20 protein-coding genes and 1 tRNA gene are annotated in these 15,402 nt (G+C 64.9%); 13 read left to right on the top strand and 8 right to left on the bottom strand.

Annotation, left to right across the window (positions count from 1 at the left end; genetic code table 11):
- Positions 1 to 2 precede the first annotated feature (2 nt).
- Positions 3 to 617, top strand: coding sequence for a DUF938 domain-containing protein (locus RI841_RS06945; protein ID WP_310704861.1), 615 nt, complete (start codon positions 3 to 5; stop codon positions 615 to 617).
- A 233-nt stretch (positions 618 to 850) separates the two neighbouring features.
- On the opposite strand, the gene RI841_RS06950 is transcribed toward RI841_RS06945, so the two are convergent.
- From RI841_RS06950 to RI841_RS06970, 5 genes are all read right to left on the bottom strand, one after another.
- On the bottom strand, positions 851 to 1,042 hold the full coding sequence (locus tag RI841_RS06950) for a hypothetical protein (protein ID WP_310704862.1): 192 nt from the start codon (positions 1,040 to 1,042) through the stop codon (positions 851 to 853).
- Positions 1,043 to 1,071: 29 nt separating this feature from the next.
- Positions 1,072 to 2,331, bottom strand: a complete 1,260-nt coding sequence (locus RI841_RS06955) for a TRAP transporter large permease (protein ID WP_310704863.1) — start codon at positions 2,329 to 2,331, stop codon at positions 1,072 to 1,074.
- Positions 2,328 to 2,867, bottom strand: coding sequence for a TRAP transporter small permease (locus RI841_RS06960; protein ID WP_405000920.1), 540 nt, complete (start codon positions 2,865 to 2,867; stop codon positions 2,328 to 2,330). The genes RI841_RS06955 and RI841_RS06960 overlap by 4 nt, the downstream gene beginning before the upstream one ends.
- On the bottom strand, positions 2,868 to 3,863 hold the full coding sequence (locus tag RI841_RS06965) for a TRAP transporter substrate-binding protein (RefSeq protein ID WP_310704864.1): 996 nt from the start codon (positions 3,861 to 3,863) through the stop codon (positions 2,868 to 2,870).
- A gap of 170 nt (positions 3,864 to 4,033) precedes the next feature.
- Positions 4,034 to 4,282, bottom strand: coding sequence for a hypothetical protein (locus RI841_RS06970; RefSeq protein ID WP_310704865.1), 249 nt, complete (start codon positions 4,280 to 4,282; stop codon positions 4,034 to 4,036).
- Positions 4,283 to 4,538: 256 nt separating this feature from the next.
- Between RI841_RS06970 and RI841_RS06975 the strand changes: the two genes are divergently transcribed.
- The gene (locus RI841_RS06975; protein WP_310704866.1) at positions 4,539 to 5,552 is read left to right on the top strand and encodes a GlxA family transcriptional regulator; all 1,014 of its coding nucleotides are present in this window, start codon (positions 4,539 to 4,541) and stop codon (positions 5,550 to 5,552) included.
- Positions 5,553 to 5,848: 296 nt separating this feature from the next.
- On the opposite strand, the gene RI841_RS06980 is transcribed toward RI841_RS06975, so the two are convergent.
- A tRNA-Pro gene (locus tag RI841_RS06980) sits at positions 5,849 to 5,925 on the bottom strand.
- Positions 5,926 to 6,135: 210 nt separating this feature from the next.
- Between RI841_RS06980 and RI841_RS06985 the strand changes: the two genes are divergently transcribed.
- Together RI841_RS06985 and RI841_RS06990 are read left to right on the top strand one after the other, a co-directional pair.
- Complete coding sequence (locus tag RI841_RS06985; protein WP_310704867.1) at positions 6,136 to 6,513, top strand: CidA/LrgA family protein; 378 nt, start codon at positions 6,136 to 6,138, stop codon at positions 6,511 to 6,513.
- On the top strand, positions 6,510 to 7,241 hold the full coding sequence (locus tag RI841_RS06990) for an LrgB family protein (protein WP_310704868.1): 732 nt from the start codon (positions 6,510 to 6,512) through the stop codon (positions 7,239 to 7,241). The genes RI841_RS06985 and RI841_RS06990 overlap by 4 nt, the downstream gene beginning before the upstream one ends.
- Positions 7,242 to 7,292: 51 nt before the next feature.
- Here RI841_RS06990 and RI841_RS06995 read toward each other — a convergent pair whose 3' ends face one another.
- Positions 7,293 to 7,649, bottom strand: coding sequence for a hypothetical protein (locus tag RI841_RS06995; protein WP_310704869.1), 357 nt, complete (start codon positions 7,647 to 7,649; stop codon positions 7,293 to 7,295).
- 208 nt (positions 7,650 to 7,857) lie between these two features.
- Between RI841_RS06995 and RI841_RS07000 the strand changes: the two genes are divergently transcribed.
- From RI841_RS07000 to RI841_RS07020, 5 genes are all read left to right on the top strand, one after another.
- Positions 7,858 to 8,031 (top strand): DUF2970 domain-containing protein, encoded by a 174-nt coding sequence (locus RI841_RS07000; protein WP_310704871.1) that lies wholly within the window; start codon positions 7,858 to 7,860, stop codon positions 8,029 to 8,031.
- Between the two features lie 123 nt (positions 8,032 to 8,154).
- Positions 8,155 to 9,282, top strand: a complete 1,128-nt coding sequence (gene coxB / locus RI841_RS07005) for a cytochrome c oxidase subunit II (protein WP_310704872.1) — start codon at positions 8,155 to 8,157, stop codon at positions 9,280 to 9,282.
- Positions 9,283 to 9,330: 48 nt separating this feature from the next.
- On the top strand, positions 9,331 to 10,962 hold the full coding sequence (ctaD, locus tag RI841_RS07010; RefSeq protein WP_310704873.1) for a cytochrome c oxidase subunit I: 1,632 nt from the start codon (positions 9,331 to 9,333) through the stop codon (positions 10,960 to 10,962).
- A gap of 30 nt (positions 10,963 to 10,992) precedes the next feature.
- The gene (locus RI841_RS07015) at positions 10,993 to 11,589 is read left to right on the top strand and encodes a cytochrome c oxidase assembly protein (protein WP_310704874.1); all 597 of its coding nucleotides are present in this window, start codon (positions 10,993 to 10,995) and stop codon (positions 11,587 to 11,589) included.
- Positions 11,586 to 12,449 carry a cytochrome c oxidase subunit 3 gene (locus tag RI841_RS07020; protein ID WP_310704875.1) on the top strand — a complete coding sequence of 288 codons (864 nt, stop codon included), beginning with the start codon at positions 11,586 to 11,588 and terminating at the stop codon, positions 12,447 to 12,449. Before RI841_RS07015 ends, RI841_RS07020 begins: the two co-directional genes overlap by 4 nt.
- Before the next feature lie 26 nt (positions 12,450 to 12,475).
- Here RI841_RS07020 and RI841_RS07025 read toward each other — a convergent pair whose 3' ends face one another.
- The gene (locus RI841_RS07025) at positions 12,476 to 12,670 is read right to left on the bottom strand and encodes a DUF2909 family protein (protein ID WP_310704876.1); all 195 of its coding nucleotides are present in this window, start codon (positions 12,668 to 12,670) and stop codon (positions 12,476 to 12,478) included.
- A 10-nt stretch (positions 12,671 to 12,680) separates the two neighbouring features.
- Between RI841_RS07025 and RI841_RS07030 the strand changes: the two genes are divergently transcribed.
- The 4 genes from RI841_RS07030 to RI841_RS07045 form a co-directional block, all read left to right on the top strand.
- The gene (locus tag RI841_RS07030) at positions 12,681 to 13,415 is read left to right on the top strand and encodes an SURF1 family protein (protein WP_310704877.1); all 735 of its coding nucleotides are present in this window, start codon (positions 12,681 to 12,683) and stop codon (positions 13,413 to 13,415) included.
- Positions 13,412 to 13,972, top strand: coding sequence for a hypothetical protein (locus tag RI841_RS07035; protein ID WP_310704878.1), 561 nt, complete (start codon positions 13,412 to 13,414; stop codon positions 13,970 to 13,972). The genes RI841_RS07030 and RI841_RS07035 overlap by 4 nt, the downstream gene beginning before the upstream one ends.
- Positions 13,962 to 15,044, top strand: a complete 1,083-nt coding sequence (locus RI841_RS07040) for a COX15/CtaA family protein (RefSeq protein WP_310704880.1) — start codon at positions 13,962 to 13,964, stop codon at positions 15,042 to 15,044. Before RI841_RS07035 ends, RI841_RS07040 begins: the two co-directional genes overlap by 11 nt.
- Positions 15,037 to 15,402: UbiA family prenyltransferase (locus tag RI841_RS07045; protein WP_310704881.1), on the top strand; the 366-nt coding region annotated here is incomplete at its 3' end. The genes RI841_RS07040 and RI841_RS07045, both read left to right, overlap by 8 nt.

The following is a 15,402-nucleotide window of genomic DNA, read 5'->3' on the forward strand; positions in this document are numbered from 1 at the left end:
GCCTGACGAGCCCCGCTGTGGCCCGCAACCGCCAGCCGATCCTCACGGTTCTGCAGCAGGTGCTGCCCGAGGCGGCCCGGGTGCTGGAAGTGGCCAGCGGCAGCGGCGAGCACGCCGTACACCTTGCCGGCGCTGCCCCTGGCTGGACCTGGCAGCCCAGCGACCCCGCCCCCCGCGCGCTAGCCTCCATCGCTGCCTGGCAGGAGGCCGCGGGCCTCGCGAATCTTCGTCAGCCCCGGCAGCTTGACGTGCTGGCCGATGGCTGGCCGGCGGAACCCTTCGATGCTGTGGTGGCCATCAACCTGCTGCATATCTCGCCCTGGAGGGTCACCGAGGCGCTGATGGCGGGGGCTGGTGCCTCTCTGGTACCTGGAGGCGTCCTCTACCTCTATGGGCCGTTCCGGCGGGAGGGGCGCCATACGGCCCCGAGCAATGCGGCCTTCGATGCGGACCTCCGGGCCCGCGACCCGAACTGGGGGATCCGTGACCTGGAGGCCGTGACAGCCGAAGCCGAACGTTGCGGCCTCAGCCTCGATCAGGTGGTGGTCATGCCCGCCAACAACCTCAGCGTGGTGTTCCGCCAGGCGGCTTGCGACCTTGAGCGTCTTGGGGACTGAGGTCTCCCGCTGCCTCCACTGTCACCCGCCCATCGCAGTCGCTCCAGGCCGCTGCGTAGCGTTGCTCGTGAGAGTTCGCCGAAATGGGTATCGAGTAGCTGTGACCGTCGGCATCGTAGTAGAGAGTGGTGGGCATGGCGATGCTCTGGCCGAGGAGAGTCAGGGCTTGTCACGTCCATCGGGAATGTGGCCCCAGCATGCCCGGCCGCGGTCAGTGGCGCATTACGTGGCCCTCATTCTGGAATCTCGCCGGGCTCCCGGTACTCGACGCCCTGGGCCTGTCGCTCCTCGCGGGTCTTCGTCTCATCCTCGGCGGGAATGCCCCACACGGTTTCCTGGCGGCCGTCATTCCAGGTATAGGTGGTACAGCCCGCCAGCAGGGTCATGGCGAGCATGCCGGCCACAGGCATTATCGATCGATGCATCGGGAGCTCCTTCCGGGTTGTTGGGTGACCTAGCCGGAGAGGCCCAGCAGGATGGGTACATAGACGACCAGCAGCAACACTGTCACCAGCCCCAGCAGGTAGGGAATGATGGCGCGGGTGATGCGCTCCAGTGGCAGTTGGGTGACCGAGGAGGCCACATAGAGGTTGATCGCCACCGGCGGGGTGATCATGCCGATGGCGAGTCCCATCACGATGATCAGGCCGAAGTGGATCGGGTCGATACCCAGCCGGGTCACCAGTGGCAGCAGCACCGGGGTGAGGATGATCAGGGCGCTGGCCGTCTCGATGAACACCCCGGTGAGCAGGATCACCGCCACCACCAACAGCATGATCACCAGCGGGTTGGTGGAGAGGGAGAGCACCGCCTGGGCGATGGCGCCGGGAACCTGCCAGCTGGAGAGCGTCCAGCTCAGTACCGCCGAGGTGGCGATCACCAGCATGATCACCGAGGTGGTGATCGCCGAGCGGATCAGGATGCGGTAGACGTCGGCGTAGCTCAGGTCGCGGTAGACGAACAGTGACACCAGCAGGGCGTAGTTGACCGCCACTACCGCCGCCTCGCTGGGCGTGAACACCCCCGAGAAGATCCCGCCGAGAATGATCACCGGGGTCGCGAGCCCCCAGCTGGCGCTTTTGAAGGTGCGCCAGATGGTGGCGGCCGAGAGCGCCGTACCACGCGGATAGTTGCGACGATAGGCCTGGACGATGGCAATGGTGGCCAGCCCCACGCCCATGGCGATACCTGGCAGGATGCCGCTGAGAAACAGCGTCGAGACCGATTGCTGGGCAATTACCGCATAGATGATCATCGGCACCGAGGGCGGGATCACCACCCCAATGGTGCCGCTGGCGGCGATCAGGCTGGCCGCCGAGGCCGGCTCGTAGCCCTTCTTGCGCAGTTCCGGCACCAGGCTCGAGCCTACCGCGGCGGTGGTGGCGGCTCCCGAGCCGGAGATGGCGGCGAAGAACATGCCGGCGCCCACCGAGACGATGGAGAGCCCACCCTTGAGGAAACCGAACAGCGAGTCGGCGAAGTCCACCAGCTTCTCGCTCACCTTGCCCTGGGCCATCAGGTCCCCGGCCAGGATGAACATGGGCACCGCCACCAGGGCAAAGGAGTTGATGCCCTGGAACATCTGCTGGGTGACCACCATCAGCGGCACGCCCTGGGCACTCAGGGCCACCAGAGTGCTGGCACCGATGGCCAGGGCGATGGGGACGCCCAGCAGCATGAAGACGAAGAACATCACGAAGAGCAGGGCGGTCATGCGGGCGGCTCCTCGGCGCTGCCGTCACCTGTCGCGCTGTCGTTGGAACCACCCAACAGCAGTTCCACCAGGTCGACCAGGGCATACCAGGTCATGATCCCGGCGGCGAGGGGAATGACCGCGTAGACCCAGGTCATGGAAAGGCGTAGCGAGGCGGACTTCTGAAAGCTCTGCACCTGCATGTATTCCAGGCCTATGACGACCAGGGCGGCAAGGAAGCCAACCGCTACCAGCAGGGCGGCGGCACGCGCCAGATGTCGGGGCAGACCGGGCAGGGCGTCGACGACGAAGGTCACGGCGATATGCCGGCCACGCCGGAATGCCAGGGTGGCGGCGAGGAAGGTGATCCATACCAGCAGGAAACGGGCCACCTCCTCGGTCCAGCCCACCGCGGTAAAGAAAACGCGTGACACGATCTGCAGGGTGATCACACCGATCAACGCCGCCATCGCCGTGAAGACCACGGGGGCGATGACGGCGTCGAGGGCGCGCTCACTCCACCGCAGCGGTCGTAGCAGGGAATGGGCGTGGCTCACTTACTTGAGTGCCTCCTGGATGCGGGTGAGATAGTCGCCGAACTCCTCGCCATACTGGTCATAGACCGGCGCTACGGCCTCCTGGAAGGCAGCGATATCGGGCTCATCGACGATCTGCATGCCCGCTTCGCGCAGCTCTGCCAGCTGCTCGGCCTCCATCTCGGCATTCACCCGACGCTCGTGTTCGGCGGCCTCCTGGGCGGCCTCGACCATCACCTGCTGGACGGCCTCGGGCAGGGGGTTCCAGGCGGGCATGCCCATCACGAAGATCGCCGGGGCATAGGTATGGCGCGACAGCGTCATGTGGTCCTGGGTTTCGTAGAGTTTGAAGGAGTGGATGACATTGACCGGGTTTTCCTGGCCGTCGATAGTGCCCTGTTGCATGGCGGTCAGCGCCTCGGTCCAGGCCATGGGAATGGCATTGGCACCCAGTTCGCGGAAGGTGTCCACGTAGACCGGGTTTTCCATCACGCGGATGCGCAGGCCGTCGATATCCGCCGGGCGCTCCACAGGACGTTCGCTGTTGGTCAGGTTGCGGAAGCCGCGTTCGGCGTAGGCCAGGCCCTTCAGGTTGACCTCCGCCAGCTTGTCGAGCAGTTCCTGGCCGATCGGGCCATCGAGCACCTCGTAGGCAGCCTCCGGGGAGGGGAAGAGGAAGGGTAGCTCGAAGACCGCCATCTCCTCGACGAAGTTGGCCACTGGCCCGTTGGTGATCACGCCCATGTCGACGGTGCCGATCTGCATGCCCTCGAGCAGGGTACGCTCGTCTCCGAGGCTGGCGTTGGGATATAGCTCGATATCCACCTTGCCTTCGGTACGCTCCTCGACCAGCTCCTCGAACTTCTCGGCGGCAATGTGGAAGCCATCCTGCTCGTTGACCACGTGGGCCAGGCGCAGGGTGACGGGCTCCATGTCGGTGAACTCGGAGGCGTTGGCGCCGGCAGCCATGGCCAGCGAAACGGAGAGTGCCAGCGTGCTGCGTACAAAGCCGTTCATGTCAGGTTTCCTTTTTTGTGTCAGCGTGTTGCGTTCTGTCGCCGGAAGAGCATGCACCGGTCCGGGATAGGCGGTCAATCGTCTCGATGGCTGCTTCTACAGCAGCCGGTACAACACAAGGGCATTCAACAGTCCCCGCGCGGAGTGACAAAAGGCGCGAGGGAAGGGGCCTAGACGAACTCGGGATCTTCCGTCCTGACGGTGATCGCTTCCTCCTCGCCGGGGACCATCACGGCGAACTCGCCTCCGCCGAGGTGAGTGACCGAGTGGCCCTCCCGGGTCCGGAAGGCGGGGAGCCCGTTGCGGGTGGCACCAGCGTGCTGAAGGTCACTGAGATCCCGGACGCTGACGAACATGTCGATGAAATACTCGTTGCCGGCCGAGTCGAAGGCCAGGATGGTTTTCTCGTTGTGAGACACGGGGACACCTCGGATGGGGAAGCCTGGGGACCATTCTAGCCCTCGCCGTCGTGCGTCTGCCATGGCCCGGTGACGTGTCGGGCGGCGATTTTGCCTCATGTCGAGAAGTGACCCGGCGGTCGCCGCGTACGAACCGAGCGTGGTGCTCATCCCGGTGACAGCGGGTATCCTCACGACGTTGACCGATGATTCGGCCGTCGCGCACCGGCCCTATGCCGGGCGTACTGAATGGGTCGAAGGATGGAGGAGATGCGCCTTGCGCCTGGACTATCAGGGGCTGTTGCCCGAAGCCGTGGGATTTTTGCTGCTGCCGCGCTTCTCGATGATGGCGTTCTTCTCGGCGGTGGAGCCGCTCAGGATCGCCAATCGGATCACGGGGCGGGCGCTGTTCGACTGGACGCTGATCAGCGAGGATGGCACGCCGGTCACGGCCTCCAACGGCATGACGCTGCTGGTCGACCGTGCCATCGGGGAGGTGCATCACACTCCTTCCTTGGCGGTATGCAGCGGCTTCGGTCCTGAGGACAGCCTGAGCCGGCCCCTGATGGCCTGGCTGCATCGCCTGGACCAGGCTGGTTGCGTGCTGGGCGGGCTCGATACCGGGGGCTTCTTGCTGGCGGAGGCGGGCCTGCTGGAGGGCGAGCGCGTCACCCTGCACTGGGAAAGCCTGCCGGCTTTCCAGGAGCGCTTCCCGGGCATCGAGACCTCCGACGAGCTCTATGAGCTTGGGCGGCGGCGCTTCTCCTGTGCCGGTGGCACGGCGGCGATGGACATGGCCCTGGAGGTGATCGCCCGTCGCCATGGGTCGCGACTGGCGATCGACGTTTCGGAGCAGCTGATTCATGAGCGAATTCGTACTCGCAACGATCAGCAGCGCATGTCGCTGGCCAGGCGCCTGGGGGTCCACAACCGCCGTCTGGTGGAAGCGGTTTCCCTGATGGAACGGTATCAGCAGGTACCGCTGTCATTGGCCGCGGTGGCCAGCCGCAGTGGTGTTTCCCTGCGCCAGCTTCAACGCCTCTTCGAGCAGCATCTCGGCACGTCCCCTCGGGCATGGTACCTGAAGCTGCGGCTGGCGCGCGCCCGGCACCTGTTGGTCGACACGGACCGGGATATCCTCTCGGTGGGGCTGGCCTGCGGCTTCACCTCCGGCTCTACCTTCGCTCGGGCCTTCAAGGCACGTTATGGCCTGTCACCTCGCGAAGCGAGGCGTCGGCAAGTCGCTGACGAGGCAACGGCGCCCAAGCTCTCCTCCGACGAACGTGACTGAGGGGGCACGGCTCTTGCCCGGCAATTGGCCATGATGGCCGGCGGCAGATGAGAAGTCAGCCCCCGACCAGGAAGCACGGGTCATTTGTCGCTGGGCTCACCGCTTTCACTCGAGCAGGTGTCTATGCGGTAAGAGGCTGCAAGCGTTGGTTGACCGGCTCAATGGAAGGGGAGAGCGGATTACCTGAGGTTGCTGATTGTTTTCAACGCATGGAGCCTATTTGGAACCTAGAGACTGAGCAACGAAAAACGGCCACCTGCTGCAAAGAGCTAAGTGGCCGTTTTTTCTGATATTTCTGGTCGGAGCGACAGGATTCGAACCTGCGACCTTTGCAACCCCATTGCAACGCGCTACCAAGCTGCGCCACGCTCCGATACCGTTTTCGGGTTTTCTGGCCTGCAAATACTGGCCCCCGAGAACGAGGCGTATACTAGCGCGTCGCGGGGCAAATGAAAAGTCCCTTTTGCGCTTCCGTTTCAATTGCTTGGCCGGTTGTCCCGACGAGGCCCGGAGCGCGTCGCTTCTGTCACACTGTCTGCAACGAGAACCTGCTCCCTGGGGAGCTGTCGAGAGGAGGTCGAATATGCCGTTGATCATGGGAATGAGCATGCTGCTGGCTTGCCAGTTTGCCGGTGAGCTGGTGGCGAGGGGACTCACGCTACCGATTCCGGGACCGGTGATCGGCATGGTAATCCTGCTGGTGGCGTTGATGATCCGTGGCAAGGTGCCGTCGAGCCTGCGCCTGACGGGGGAGGGGCTGCTGCGCTACCTGACGCTGCTGTTCGTGCCTGCCGGGGTGGGGTTGATGGTGCACTTCGAGTTGATCGGTGCCGACCTCTTTCCAATCGTGGTGACCCTGGTGGTGTCCACGGCGGTGACCCTGGGCGTGACGGCCTGGGTGCTGGAACGCCTGCAGTCGGGTCATGCCCAGCGCAACAGCCGGCCGGGGGGCAAGGCATGAATGTCGCCACTCTCGACCAGTTGTGGGTCTACCTCTCGGGCAATCCGCTGCTTTCGCTGCTGGTGACCCTGCTGGTCTTTGCCCTGGCGGTGAGAATCAATCATGCCGTGGGTGGTACCCCTTTGCTGCACCCCGTCACGCTCTCCATCGCCATGCTGATCGCTCTGCTGCTGGTGGTGGAGATGGATTACCGTACCTACTTCGAGGGGGCCCAGTTCATCCACTTCCTGCTGGGACCGGCCACGGTAGCCCTGGCGATCCCCCTGTACGACCATCGCGAGCGGGTGCGTCGCTTGCTGTGGCCGCTGTTGCTGGCCTGCGGGGCGGGGATCGTCACGGCGGTGGCGTCGACTCTGGGATTGGCCATGCTGCTCGGCGCACGCACCGAGACGCTGCTGTCGCTGGCACCGCGCTCCGTCACCTCGCCGATTGCCATGGGCATCGCCGAGCAGATCGGTGGTATTCCCTCCTTGGCCGCCGGCCTGGTGTTGTTGACCGGCTCGATCGGTTGCGCCCTTGGGCCATGGATCTTCCGGCTGCTGCGGATCAAGGATCCAGTGGTGCAGGGCTTCACCCTGGGACTGGCGGCTCATGGCTTCGGTACCGCCCACGCCTTCGCCCGCCTTGGCGCCGTGGCCGGTGCCTTTTCAGGTCTGGCCATGGGACTCACGGGCCTGCTGACTGCTTTCGTGTTGCCCCTGATCACCCGGCTCTTCGGCTTTGGCTGAGCCTCGGGCTCAGGAGCGGCAGGGGCAAGGCCACCAGGATGATCGGCCGCGTCAGATCTCCTCCCAGACACAGCGCCGGAAATCGTGGGAAATTTCTGTGGCTCTCTTCATCCGCTCCATTTGGGCTTCGGTGATATCGCTGATGAGCTGCTGATAGCGTTCCTGCATCTCGGCCGGTGTCTGCGGCGTATCCCCCTCGAAGGATTGGGCGATCTTCTGGCCGCTCTCGGCAATTGCCTGGAGGAACTGGGCCTCGAACTGCATGGTCTCGGCCATGCTGTGCATCCAGGCGAGCTGCATGCGGGTCATGGGCCTGATGCCCTGAGTCAACTGTTTCTGCCACCACTCCATCATCGGTTCGGTCGCGGCCATGGCGGGATTGGCCGTGGTGTCTTTTTGCTTGGTCATGGTCGGTCTCCTTTGGAGTCCTCGGCGGGTTGCGGGATCATGCTTAACACTCACTTCTAGTGTAGAAGATGAAAGCGGTTTGGTGCGTTGCAGCGAAAGTAGAAATCTTCTTCATCGGCGGTCAGCGTGTCCTGCATCAACGCGGCACCTCCGGCGACATGGTCTAGGGTTGATGTGAATACAAGGCCATGCCTGTAGGGAGGCCGAAATGTGGCAAGCGATCAAATCAGTACTGGCGGCTTTCCTCGGGGTTCAGAAGGATGCGCGACGGCGTGAGGATTTCGCGTCCAACCGCCCGGGCACCTTCATCGCGGCGGGTCTGCTCGTTGGGGTGGTATTCGTGGTGCTGGTGGCACTCGTGGCGGTGCTGGCAGCGCGCTGACCGGCCCAGCGTTGATGATGCCGTTTACCTGCCATGGCGCGAGGGGCGTGACGAACGGTCGCACTCTTCTATACTCCTCCGCTAAGCGCTCGCTAATACAACAATGACCCTGAGGAGGCGCCGATGCGCACGTTGCTCGTGTGGCTGGTGGGGGGGCTCACCTCTGCAGCCCTGATCCCGGTTGCGTTGGCCAATGGCTGGAACATGCCGGTCGGTGTCACGGCGGTCAGCCGTGACATCTACTCCCTGCACATGATTATCTTCTGGATCTGCGTGATCATCGGGGTCATCGTCTTCGGGGCGATGTTCTATTCGCTGTTCCGCTATCGGCATTCCCGTGGCGCCAAGGCGGCTACCTTCCATGAGCACACCAGCGTGGAAGTGATCTGGACAGCGATCCCGCTGCTGATCTTGGTGGGCATGGCGGTGCCTGCCACTGCGACCCTCAAGAACATGTACGACGTCTCCGAGGCCGACCTCGACATCATGGTCACCGGCCAGCAGTGGCGCTGGCGCTACGAGTATCTGGGAGAGGAGGTCGCCTTCACCTCCAACCTGGGTACCCCCCGCGAGCAGATCAGTGGTGCCGACGAGAAGGGGGAGCACTACTTGCTCGAGGTGGACGAGCCGCTGGTGTTGCCGGTGGGGCAGAAGGTCCGCTTGCTGCTGACCTCTGATGATGTCATCCATTCCTGGTGGGTGCCCGACCTGGCGGTCAAGCAGGACGCCATACCTGGTTTCGTCAACGAGAACTGGGTGCGTATCGAAGAGCCCGGGATCTATCGCGGCCAGTGTGCCGAACTGTGCGGCAAGGACCATGCCTTCATGCCCGTGGTGGTCGAGGCCGTCGAGCAGGAGCGCTTCGACGAGTGGCTGGCCGAGCGCAAGAAGGCCGCCGCGCAGGAGGCCGCCGGCGTTGACCGCGAGTGGGGCATGGACGAGCTGATGGAGCGTGGCGAGCAGGTCTACGGCTCAGTGTGTGCCGCTTGTCACCAACCGGATGGCCAGGGCAATCCACCGGCCTTCCCGGCGTTGGCCGGCAACCAGCCGATGCTCGATGACCGCGATTGGCATATCGACAGGGTGGTCAACGGTGTGTCGGGTGCGGCGATGCCGGCCTTCCGTAGCACACTGAATCCGGTCGAGATCGCCGCGGTGCTCACCTACGAACGCAATGCCTGGGGCAACGAGTCCGGCGACCGCGTGCAACCGTCGGAAATCGCCGAGCGCCTTGCCGATCAGGGCGAGTGACCGGCCTTTCCGTTTCTCTTTCGAGATTGCCAACTAGGGAGATTTCCGATGGCTTCCCACCTGCCACCCAAGCCGATCCCGCAGCACAGCACGGCCACAGCCGGTGGCATGGCCGAGGCCGGTCATGCCCGGCCCCGTGGTCTGATGCGCTGGCTGCTGACCACCAACCACAAGGAGATCGGTAGCCTCTACCTGATCTTCTCGCTGACCATGTTCTTTATCGGGGGAATCTTCGCTCTGGTGGTACGCGCCGAGCTGTTCCAGCCCGGCCTGCAACTGGTGCAGCCAGAATTCTTCAACCAGATGACCACCATGCACGGCCTGATCATGGTGTTCGGGGCGATCATGCCCGCCTTTGTGGGCCTGGCGAACTGGATGGTGCCGCTGCAGATCGGCGCGCCGGACATGGCTTTGCCGCGCTTGAACAACTTCAGTTTCTGGCTGCTGCCGGTGGCCTTCACGCTGCTGCTCAGTACCCTGCTGATGCCGGGTGGCGGGCCCAACTTCGGCTGGACCTTCTACGCACCGCTCTCCACCACCTACGCGCCCCCGTCCACCACCTTCTTCATCCTCTCGTTGCATATCGCCGGTATCAGCTCGATTCTCGGTGCCATCAACATCATCGCCACCATCCTCAACCTGCGGGCACCGGGGATGCGCATGATGGACATGCCGCTGTTCGTCTGGACCTGGCTGATCACCGCCTTCCTGCTGATCGCGGTGATGCCGGTGCTGGCCGGGGTGATCACCATGATGCTGATGGACATCAATTTCGGCACCAGTTTCTTCAACGCGGCCGGCGGCGGGGACCCGGTGCTGTTCCAGCACCTGTTCTGGTTCTTCGGGCATCCCGAGGTCTACATCATGATCCTGCCGGCCTTCGGCATCGTCTCGGCGATCATCCCGACCTTCTCCCGGAAGCGCCTGTTCGGCTATGCCTCCATGGTTTACGCCACGGCGGCGATCGCTCTCCTGTCGTTCTTGGTCTGGGCGCACCATATGTTCGTGGTCGGTCTTCCGCTGGTGGCGGAGCTGTTCTTCATGTACACCACCATGCTGATCGCGGTGCCCACCGGGGTGAAGATTTTCAACTGGGTCGCAACGATGTTCCGGGGCTCGATCAGCTTCGAGCCGCCCATGCTGTTTGCGCTGGCGTTCGTGGTGCAGTTCACGGTCGGTGGCTTCTCGGGTCTGATGCTGGCCATCTCACCGGCCGACTTCCAGTACCACGACACCTACTTCGTGGTGGCGCATTTCCACTATGTACTGGTGCCCGGCGCGCTGTTCGCGATCCTGGCGGGGGCCTACTACTGGCTGCCGAAGTGGACCGGCCACTACCCGAACGTGCGGCTCTCCCAGTGGCACTTCTGGCTGTCGGTCATCGGCGTGAACCTGACCTTCTTCCCCATGCACTTTTCGGGGCTTGCCGGCATGCCGCGACGCATCCCTGACTATGCCCTCCAGTTCGCCGACTTCAATCTGGCCTCCAGCCTCGGCGCCTTCCTGTTCGGTGTCTCTCAGCTGCTCTTCGTGCTGGTGATCATCAAGTGCATCCGCGGCGGCGAAAAGGCCTCGGCCAAGGCCTGGGAGGGGGCCGAGGACCTGGAATGGAGCGTGCCCAGCCCGGCCCCGCTGCACACCTTCGAGACACCCCCGGAGTTTCATCCCGATCGGCATTGAATCGCGTCGGCAGTGACGCGGGAGGGCGGCATGTCCAGCCAAGATGAGCAGGCAACGAACAGGGAAGGGGTGCGACGCACCGTGACCCGGACCCTGGTGGTGCTGGCCGGCATGTTCGCCTTCGCCTTTGCGCTGGTGCCGCTCTATGACGTCTTCTGCGACGTCACCGGACTCAATGGCAAGACCAGCAACAGCGCCCAGGTGCTGGTCCATGAGGAGGCCGACACCTCACGGATGGTGACGGTGCAGTTCATTACCCGCGCCAGCGCCGGCCTTCCATGGGAGCTCGATGTGCGGACGCGTCAGCTCCGCGTCCATCCGGGGCAGAGCAATGAGGTGTTCTTCACCTTCCGCAACCGAGGGGGCGAGGCCAGCCGCGCGCGTGCAGTGCCCAGCGTCTCGCCTTCGGAAGCCTCCGTGCACCTGCGTAAGCTCACCTGCTTCTGCTTTCAGGAGCAGCGCCTGGAGGGGGGCGAGCGTCTGGAGGCACCGCTGGTCTTCCAGTTGACCCGAGACCTGCCCTCCGACATCAAGACGGTGACCCTGGTCTACACCCTCTATCCCGTGAAGCCGGCGCAGGCAGCGGTGTCGCCCCGCGGGCCTATCAAAGAAGGAGACAGCGCATGAGTGGTGGCAGCTACTACGTTCCGGAGTCCAGCAAGTGGCCCATCCTGGCGTCGCTGGCGCTGGGGGCGATGATGATCGGCACCGGCACGGTGCTGGTGTACGGTACGGCCGGTATGCCGGTCATGGCACTCGGGCTGGTCGGCGTACTGGCGGTGATGGCCTTGTGGTTTCACGATGTCGTCCGCGAGTCACGCGGCGGTCTCTACGACGCCCAGATGGATCGCTCCTTCCGCTGGGGGATGGGCTGGTTCATCTTTTCGGAGGTGATGTTCTTCGCGGCCTTCTTCGGTGCGCTGTTCTACGTGCGAACCTTTGCGCTGCCCTGGCTCGATGGTGAGGGGGCCAAGGGCGTGGCGGCCTTGCTGTGGCCGGAATTTACCGCCAGCTGGCCGCTGCTCGACCCGCCGGGAGCCTCCATCGAGGGGCCGCGAGAGACCTTCAGCCCCTGGCATCTACCGCTGGTCAACACCCTGATCCTGGTCTCCTCCAGCATCACGTTGACCATCGCCCACGAGGGGCTCAAGGAGGGGTTTCGCAACAGCGCCCGCTTCTGGCTCGCGGCGACCGTGCTGCTGGGGCTGTGTTTCATCACCATTCAGGGGGTCGAGTATTACGAGGCGTACGCCCACTACGGCATTACCCTGCAGGCGGGCATCTATGGCGCCACCTTCTTTCTGCTCACCGGCTTCCACGGGCTGCACGTGATCATCGGCACCATCATCCTGGCGGTCATGCTCTGTCGGGTATTCCGCGGACATTTCACGCCCGATGATCATTTCGGCTTCGAGGCGGCGGCCTGGTATTGGCACTTCGTCGACGTGGTATGGATCGGCCTGTTCATCTTCGTCTATGTATTCTGACCGCGGGAGCTGGGGTCGCCTCCTGGTCAGCTGCCGAGGCCTCCCAGGGTGAAACCGTAGCCAAGCAGGATGAGCAGCATAGCCGCCAGTGCCACGCGGATCTTAAGGGAGACCAGTACGCGCCGTGAGCGGCTGCCGTCTCGGATCAGGAAGCCGGCTCCCACGGCCAGACTCGTCACCATGGCCAGGAAGACAAGGGCAATCAATATCTTGAGTAACATTCACGGCTCCATGAAAGGATCGTCAGCTGGCGGGAATTGCGGTCCTTCAGCGACGCGTCAGATCGTCTGGTGGGGGTTCTGGTCCTGCCTGGTCGGGCTGGGCATCGCATTGGGACTATGGCAGTGGGAGCGTGCCGCCGACAAGCGCGACTATCTGGCGGGTCTGGCGGATGCACCGCGGATCGAAGCCCCGACAGCAGCGCCGCCGGACGGCGCGACACTGGTTCTGCGGGGCGAGTACCTTGCCGAACAGACGCTATTTCTCGACAACCGCACCCATGAGGGGCGTCTAGGCGTGGCGCCCCTGACGCCGTTTCGCGACATTAGGGGGCGCACATGGCTGGTCCAGCGCGGCTTCCTGGCGACAGGCCCTACTCGCGCTACCCCCTCGGTCGAGACGCCCGCTGGCGTGGTGACCCTGGAAGGCCGCTGGCAGGCGGCCGGTGAATCGGCCCCGCTGTTCGGCCCCAATCGGGAGGGCAAGCGCCTGCAGCGTATCGATCTCTCGGCCTGGGAGCCGGAGCCGACAATGGCGTATTCGGGATGGCTGCATCTCGACCAGGGACCGGGCCATTTCGCATCCTGGTGGCAGCCCAGCGTGGTACCGCCGGAGCGCCACTTGGCTTATGCCCTGCAATGGTGGGGGCTGGCGCTTGCCGCCCTGGTGTTCATGGTGATGGGGCTGCGGCGCCAGGCTCGCCGCGCCGATACGCTCCCCCTCTCGAGACAGGAGACTCCCCGATGACTCATGCCGGGCGTCAGCGCCTCAAGCTGTTGGCCTTCTTCGCGATCTTTGCCCTGCCGGTGGCCCTTGCCTGGGGCATGGTGGAGTGGCGTATCGGAATTCCCGAAGGGCGCACCGCCCATGGCGAGCTGCAACCTTCGCTTCCTGTCCTGTCCCAGTGGCCGTTGACGTCCATGGAGAAGCAGGGGGAGGGTGACTGGTGGCTGGTCTTCGACTGCCCGGAGGCGTGTGACGCCAACGCCGATCGCTGGTGGCGACTGCACCGCGCCCTGGGACGTGAGGCCGACCGCGTCAGTCGCCTGCGCATCGGAGGCGGCAGCGAGACACTCCCCGGCGCGGCGATGGCACAGTGGACGGGCGAGGCCGACTGGCGCGCCCCTCATCGCCTCTGGATCCTCGACCCCGAGGGGCGTCCCGTGCTCGGCTATGATGTCGATGTGGCAACGGCTGATGTGCTGGATGACCTGCGGCGTCTGTTGCGCATGAATCCCGAGCCTCCCATGGCGCGGTACGACCAAGCCTCGACCCTGGTGGGGGGTACCGCTGATGGCCAGTAGCACCTGGGCAGCAGGCGAGAGCGGCCGCCGTCGTTGGCTGGTGGGGCTGAGCCTGGCAGGCGTCGTCTTCACCGCCGTGGTGGTGCTGGTGGGGGCCTGGACGCGGCTGGTGGATGCCGGCCTGGGGTGTCCCGACTGGCCGGGGTGCTACGGGGCCCTGGTGGTGCCGGACGCCGAACGCGCCCTGTCGCACTCCCCCGACGTGCCGCTGGAGTCCGCCAAGGCCTGGGTGGAGATGGTGCACCGCTATCTGGCCTCGACGCTGGGGCTGCTGGTCATCGGCCTGGTGGTGCTGGGTGCGCGGTGGCGCCGGGAAGAGGGGTATCCCTGGGTGATCAGCCTGGCACTGCTGGTGATGGTCCTGGTACAGGGCGCGTTCGGGGCCTTCACGGTGACCCTCAAGCTATGGCCCCAGGTGGTGACGCTGCACCTGCTGGGAGGCCTGACCGTGATGGTGCTCTTCCTGTGGCTGCATCTGCGGCTGCGCCGGTTCTCGTTCAGCGAGGGCCGGGCAGTGCCGCGTCGCCACCTGACGCCGCTGTGGGGACTGGCCGTGCTGTTGCTGGCGGGGCAGCTGGCGCTGGGCGGCTGGGCCTCCAGCAACTATGCAGGCATTGCCTGCCAGGGTTTTCCCACCTGCAACGGCCAGTGGTGGCCGACGATGGACTGGAGCGAGGGCTTCCACCTGACCCAGACGGTGGGCCCCAACTATCTGCACGGCCAGCTGCATGCCGAGGCGCGCAGTGCCATTCAGGTGGGGCATCGGCTCGGCGCCCTGGCCCTGGGCCTGAGTTTGCTGCTACTTGGCATGCGCCACCGGCGAGCAGCCGGCATGCGCCCCTGGCTGGGGTTGCTGGGTGGGGCGTATGGCGTGCAGGTGATGATCGGCATCGCCAACGTGCTGGCCTGGCTGCCCCTGTGGCTGGCTCTGCTGCACACGGCCGGGGCGGTGCTGCTGGTCGTGGCCATGACCCTGGCCCTGTGGCACTGGCGCTGGTCGTCGGCCCCGACGGCTGTCGGACCGGCGGGCGCCCGGGATACTGCAACGAAGGAGGAGTTGGCTCATGTCTGAAGTCATGATGGAGCGTGGGACGGTTGGCCATCTTGCCGGCTGGAGCTGGCGAGACCTCTACACGCTGTGCAAGCCCGGGGTCGTGGCAGTGATGCTGGTCTGCACCCTGGTCGGCATGCTGCTGGCGTCGCCGCTGCCGGACCCCGAGGCGGTGGTGTTCGGCCTGGTCGGCATCGGTCTGGCCGCCGGAGGCGCCGCGGCGTTCAACCATGTGGTCGACCGCCGCCTGGATGCGTTGATGCTGCGCACCTCCCGTCGACCGTTGGCGACCCAGCGCATGCCCACGCCGCTGGCCCTGGCCTGGGCGACGCTGCTGTCGGCCGGCGGCATCGGGCTTCTGGCCTGGCAGGTCAACCTG

It is taken from the genome of Halomonas sp. (assembly GCF_031581305.1).
Lineage (GTDB): Bacteria > Pseudomonadota > Gammaproteobacteria > Pseudomonadales > Halomonadaceae > Halomonas.

Excerpts from the sequence above, each read along its gene's own strand:
- coxB (WP_310704872.1), top strand. The coding sequence starts at position 8,155 with ATGCGCACGTTGCTCGTGTGGCTGGTGGGGGGGCTCACCTCTGCAGCC.
- RI841_RS07030 (WP_310704877.1), top strand. The coding sequence starts at position 12,681 with ATGAAAGGATCGTCAGCTGGCGGGAATTGCGGTCCTTCAGCGACGCGT.
- RI841_RS07020 (WP_310704875.1), top strand. The coding sequence starts at position 11,586 with ATGAGTGGTGGCAGCTACTACGTTCCGGAGTCCAGCAAGTGGCCCATC.
- RI841_RS06950 (WP_310704862.1), bottom strand. The coding sequence starts at position 1,042 with ATGCATCGATCGATAATGCCTGTGGCCGGCATGCTCGCCATGACCCTG.
- RI841_RS06990 (WP_310704868.1), top strand. The coding sequence starts at position 6,510 with ATGAATGTCGCCACTCTCGACCAGTTGTGGGTCTACCTCTCGGGCAAT.
- RI841_RS07000 (WP_310704871.1), top strand. The coding sequence starts at position 7,858 with ATGTGGCAAGCGATCAAATCAGTACTGGCGGCTTTCCTCGGGGTTCAG.
- ctaD (WP_310704873.1), top strand. The coding sequence starts at position 9,331 with ATGGCTTCCCACCTGCCACCCAAGCCGATCCCGCAGCACAGCACGGCC.
- RI841_RS07015 (WP_310704874.1), top strand. The coding sequence starts at position 10,993 with ATGTCCAGCCAAGATGAGCAGGCAACGAACAGGGAAGGGGTGCGACGC.
- RI841_RS07035 (WP_310704878.1), top strand. The coding sequence starts at position 13,412 with ATGACTCATGCCGGGCGTCAGCGCCTCAAGCTGTTGGCCTTCTTCGCG.
- RI841_RS06985 (WP_310704867.1), top strand. The coding sequence starts at position 6,136 with ATGCCGTTGATCATGGGAATGAGCATGCTGCTGGCTTGCCAGTTTGCC.
- RI841_RS06955 (WP_310704863.1), bottom strand. The coding sequence starts at position 2,331 with ATGACCGCCCTGCTCTTCGTGATGTTCTTCGTCTTCATGCTGCTGGGC.
- RI841_RS07025 (WP_310704876.1), bottom strand. The coding sequence starts at position 12,670 with ATGTTACTCAAGATATTGATTGCCCTTGTCTTCCTGGCCATGGTGACG.
- RI841_RS06995 (WP_310704869.1), bottom strand. The coding sequence starts at position 7,649 with ATGACCAAGCAAAAAGACACCACGGCCAATCCCGCCATGGCCGCGACC.
- RI841_RS07040 (WP_310704880.1), top strand. The coding sequence starts at position 13,962 with ATGGCCAGTAGCACCTGGGCAGCAGGCGAGAGCGGCCGCCGTCGTTGG.
- RI841_RS06965 (WP_310704864.1), bottom strand. The coding sequence starts at position 3,863 with ATGAACGGCTTTGTACGCAGCACGCTGGCACTCTCCGTTTCGCTGGCC.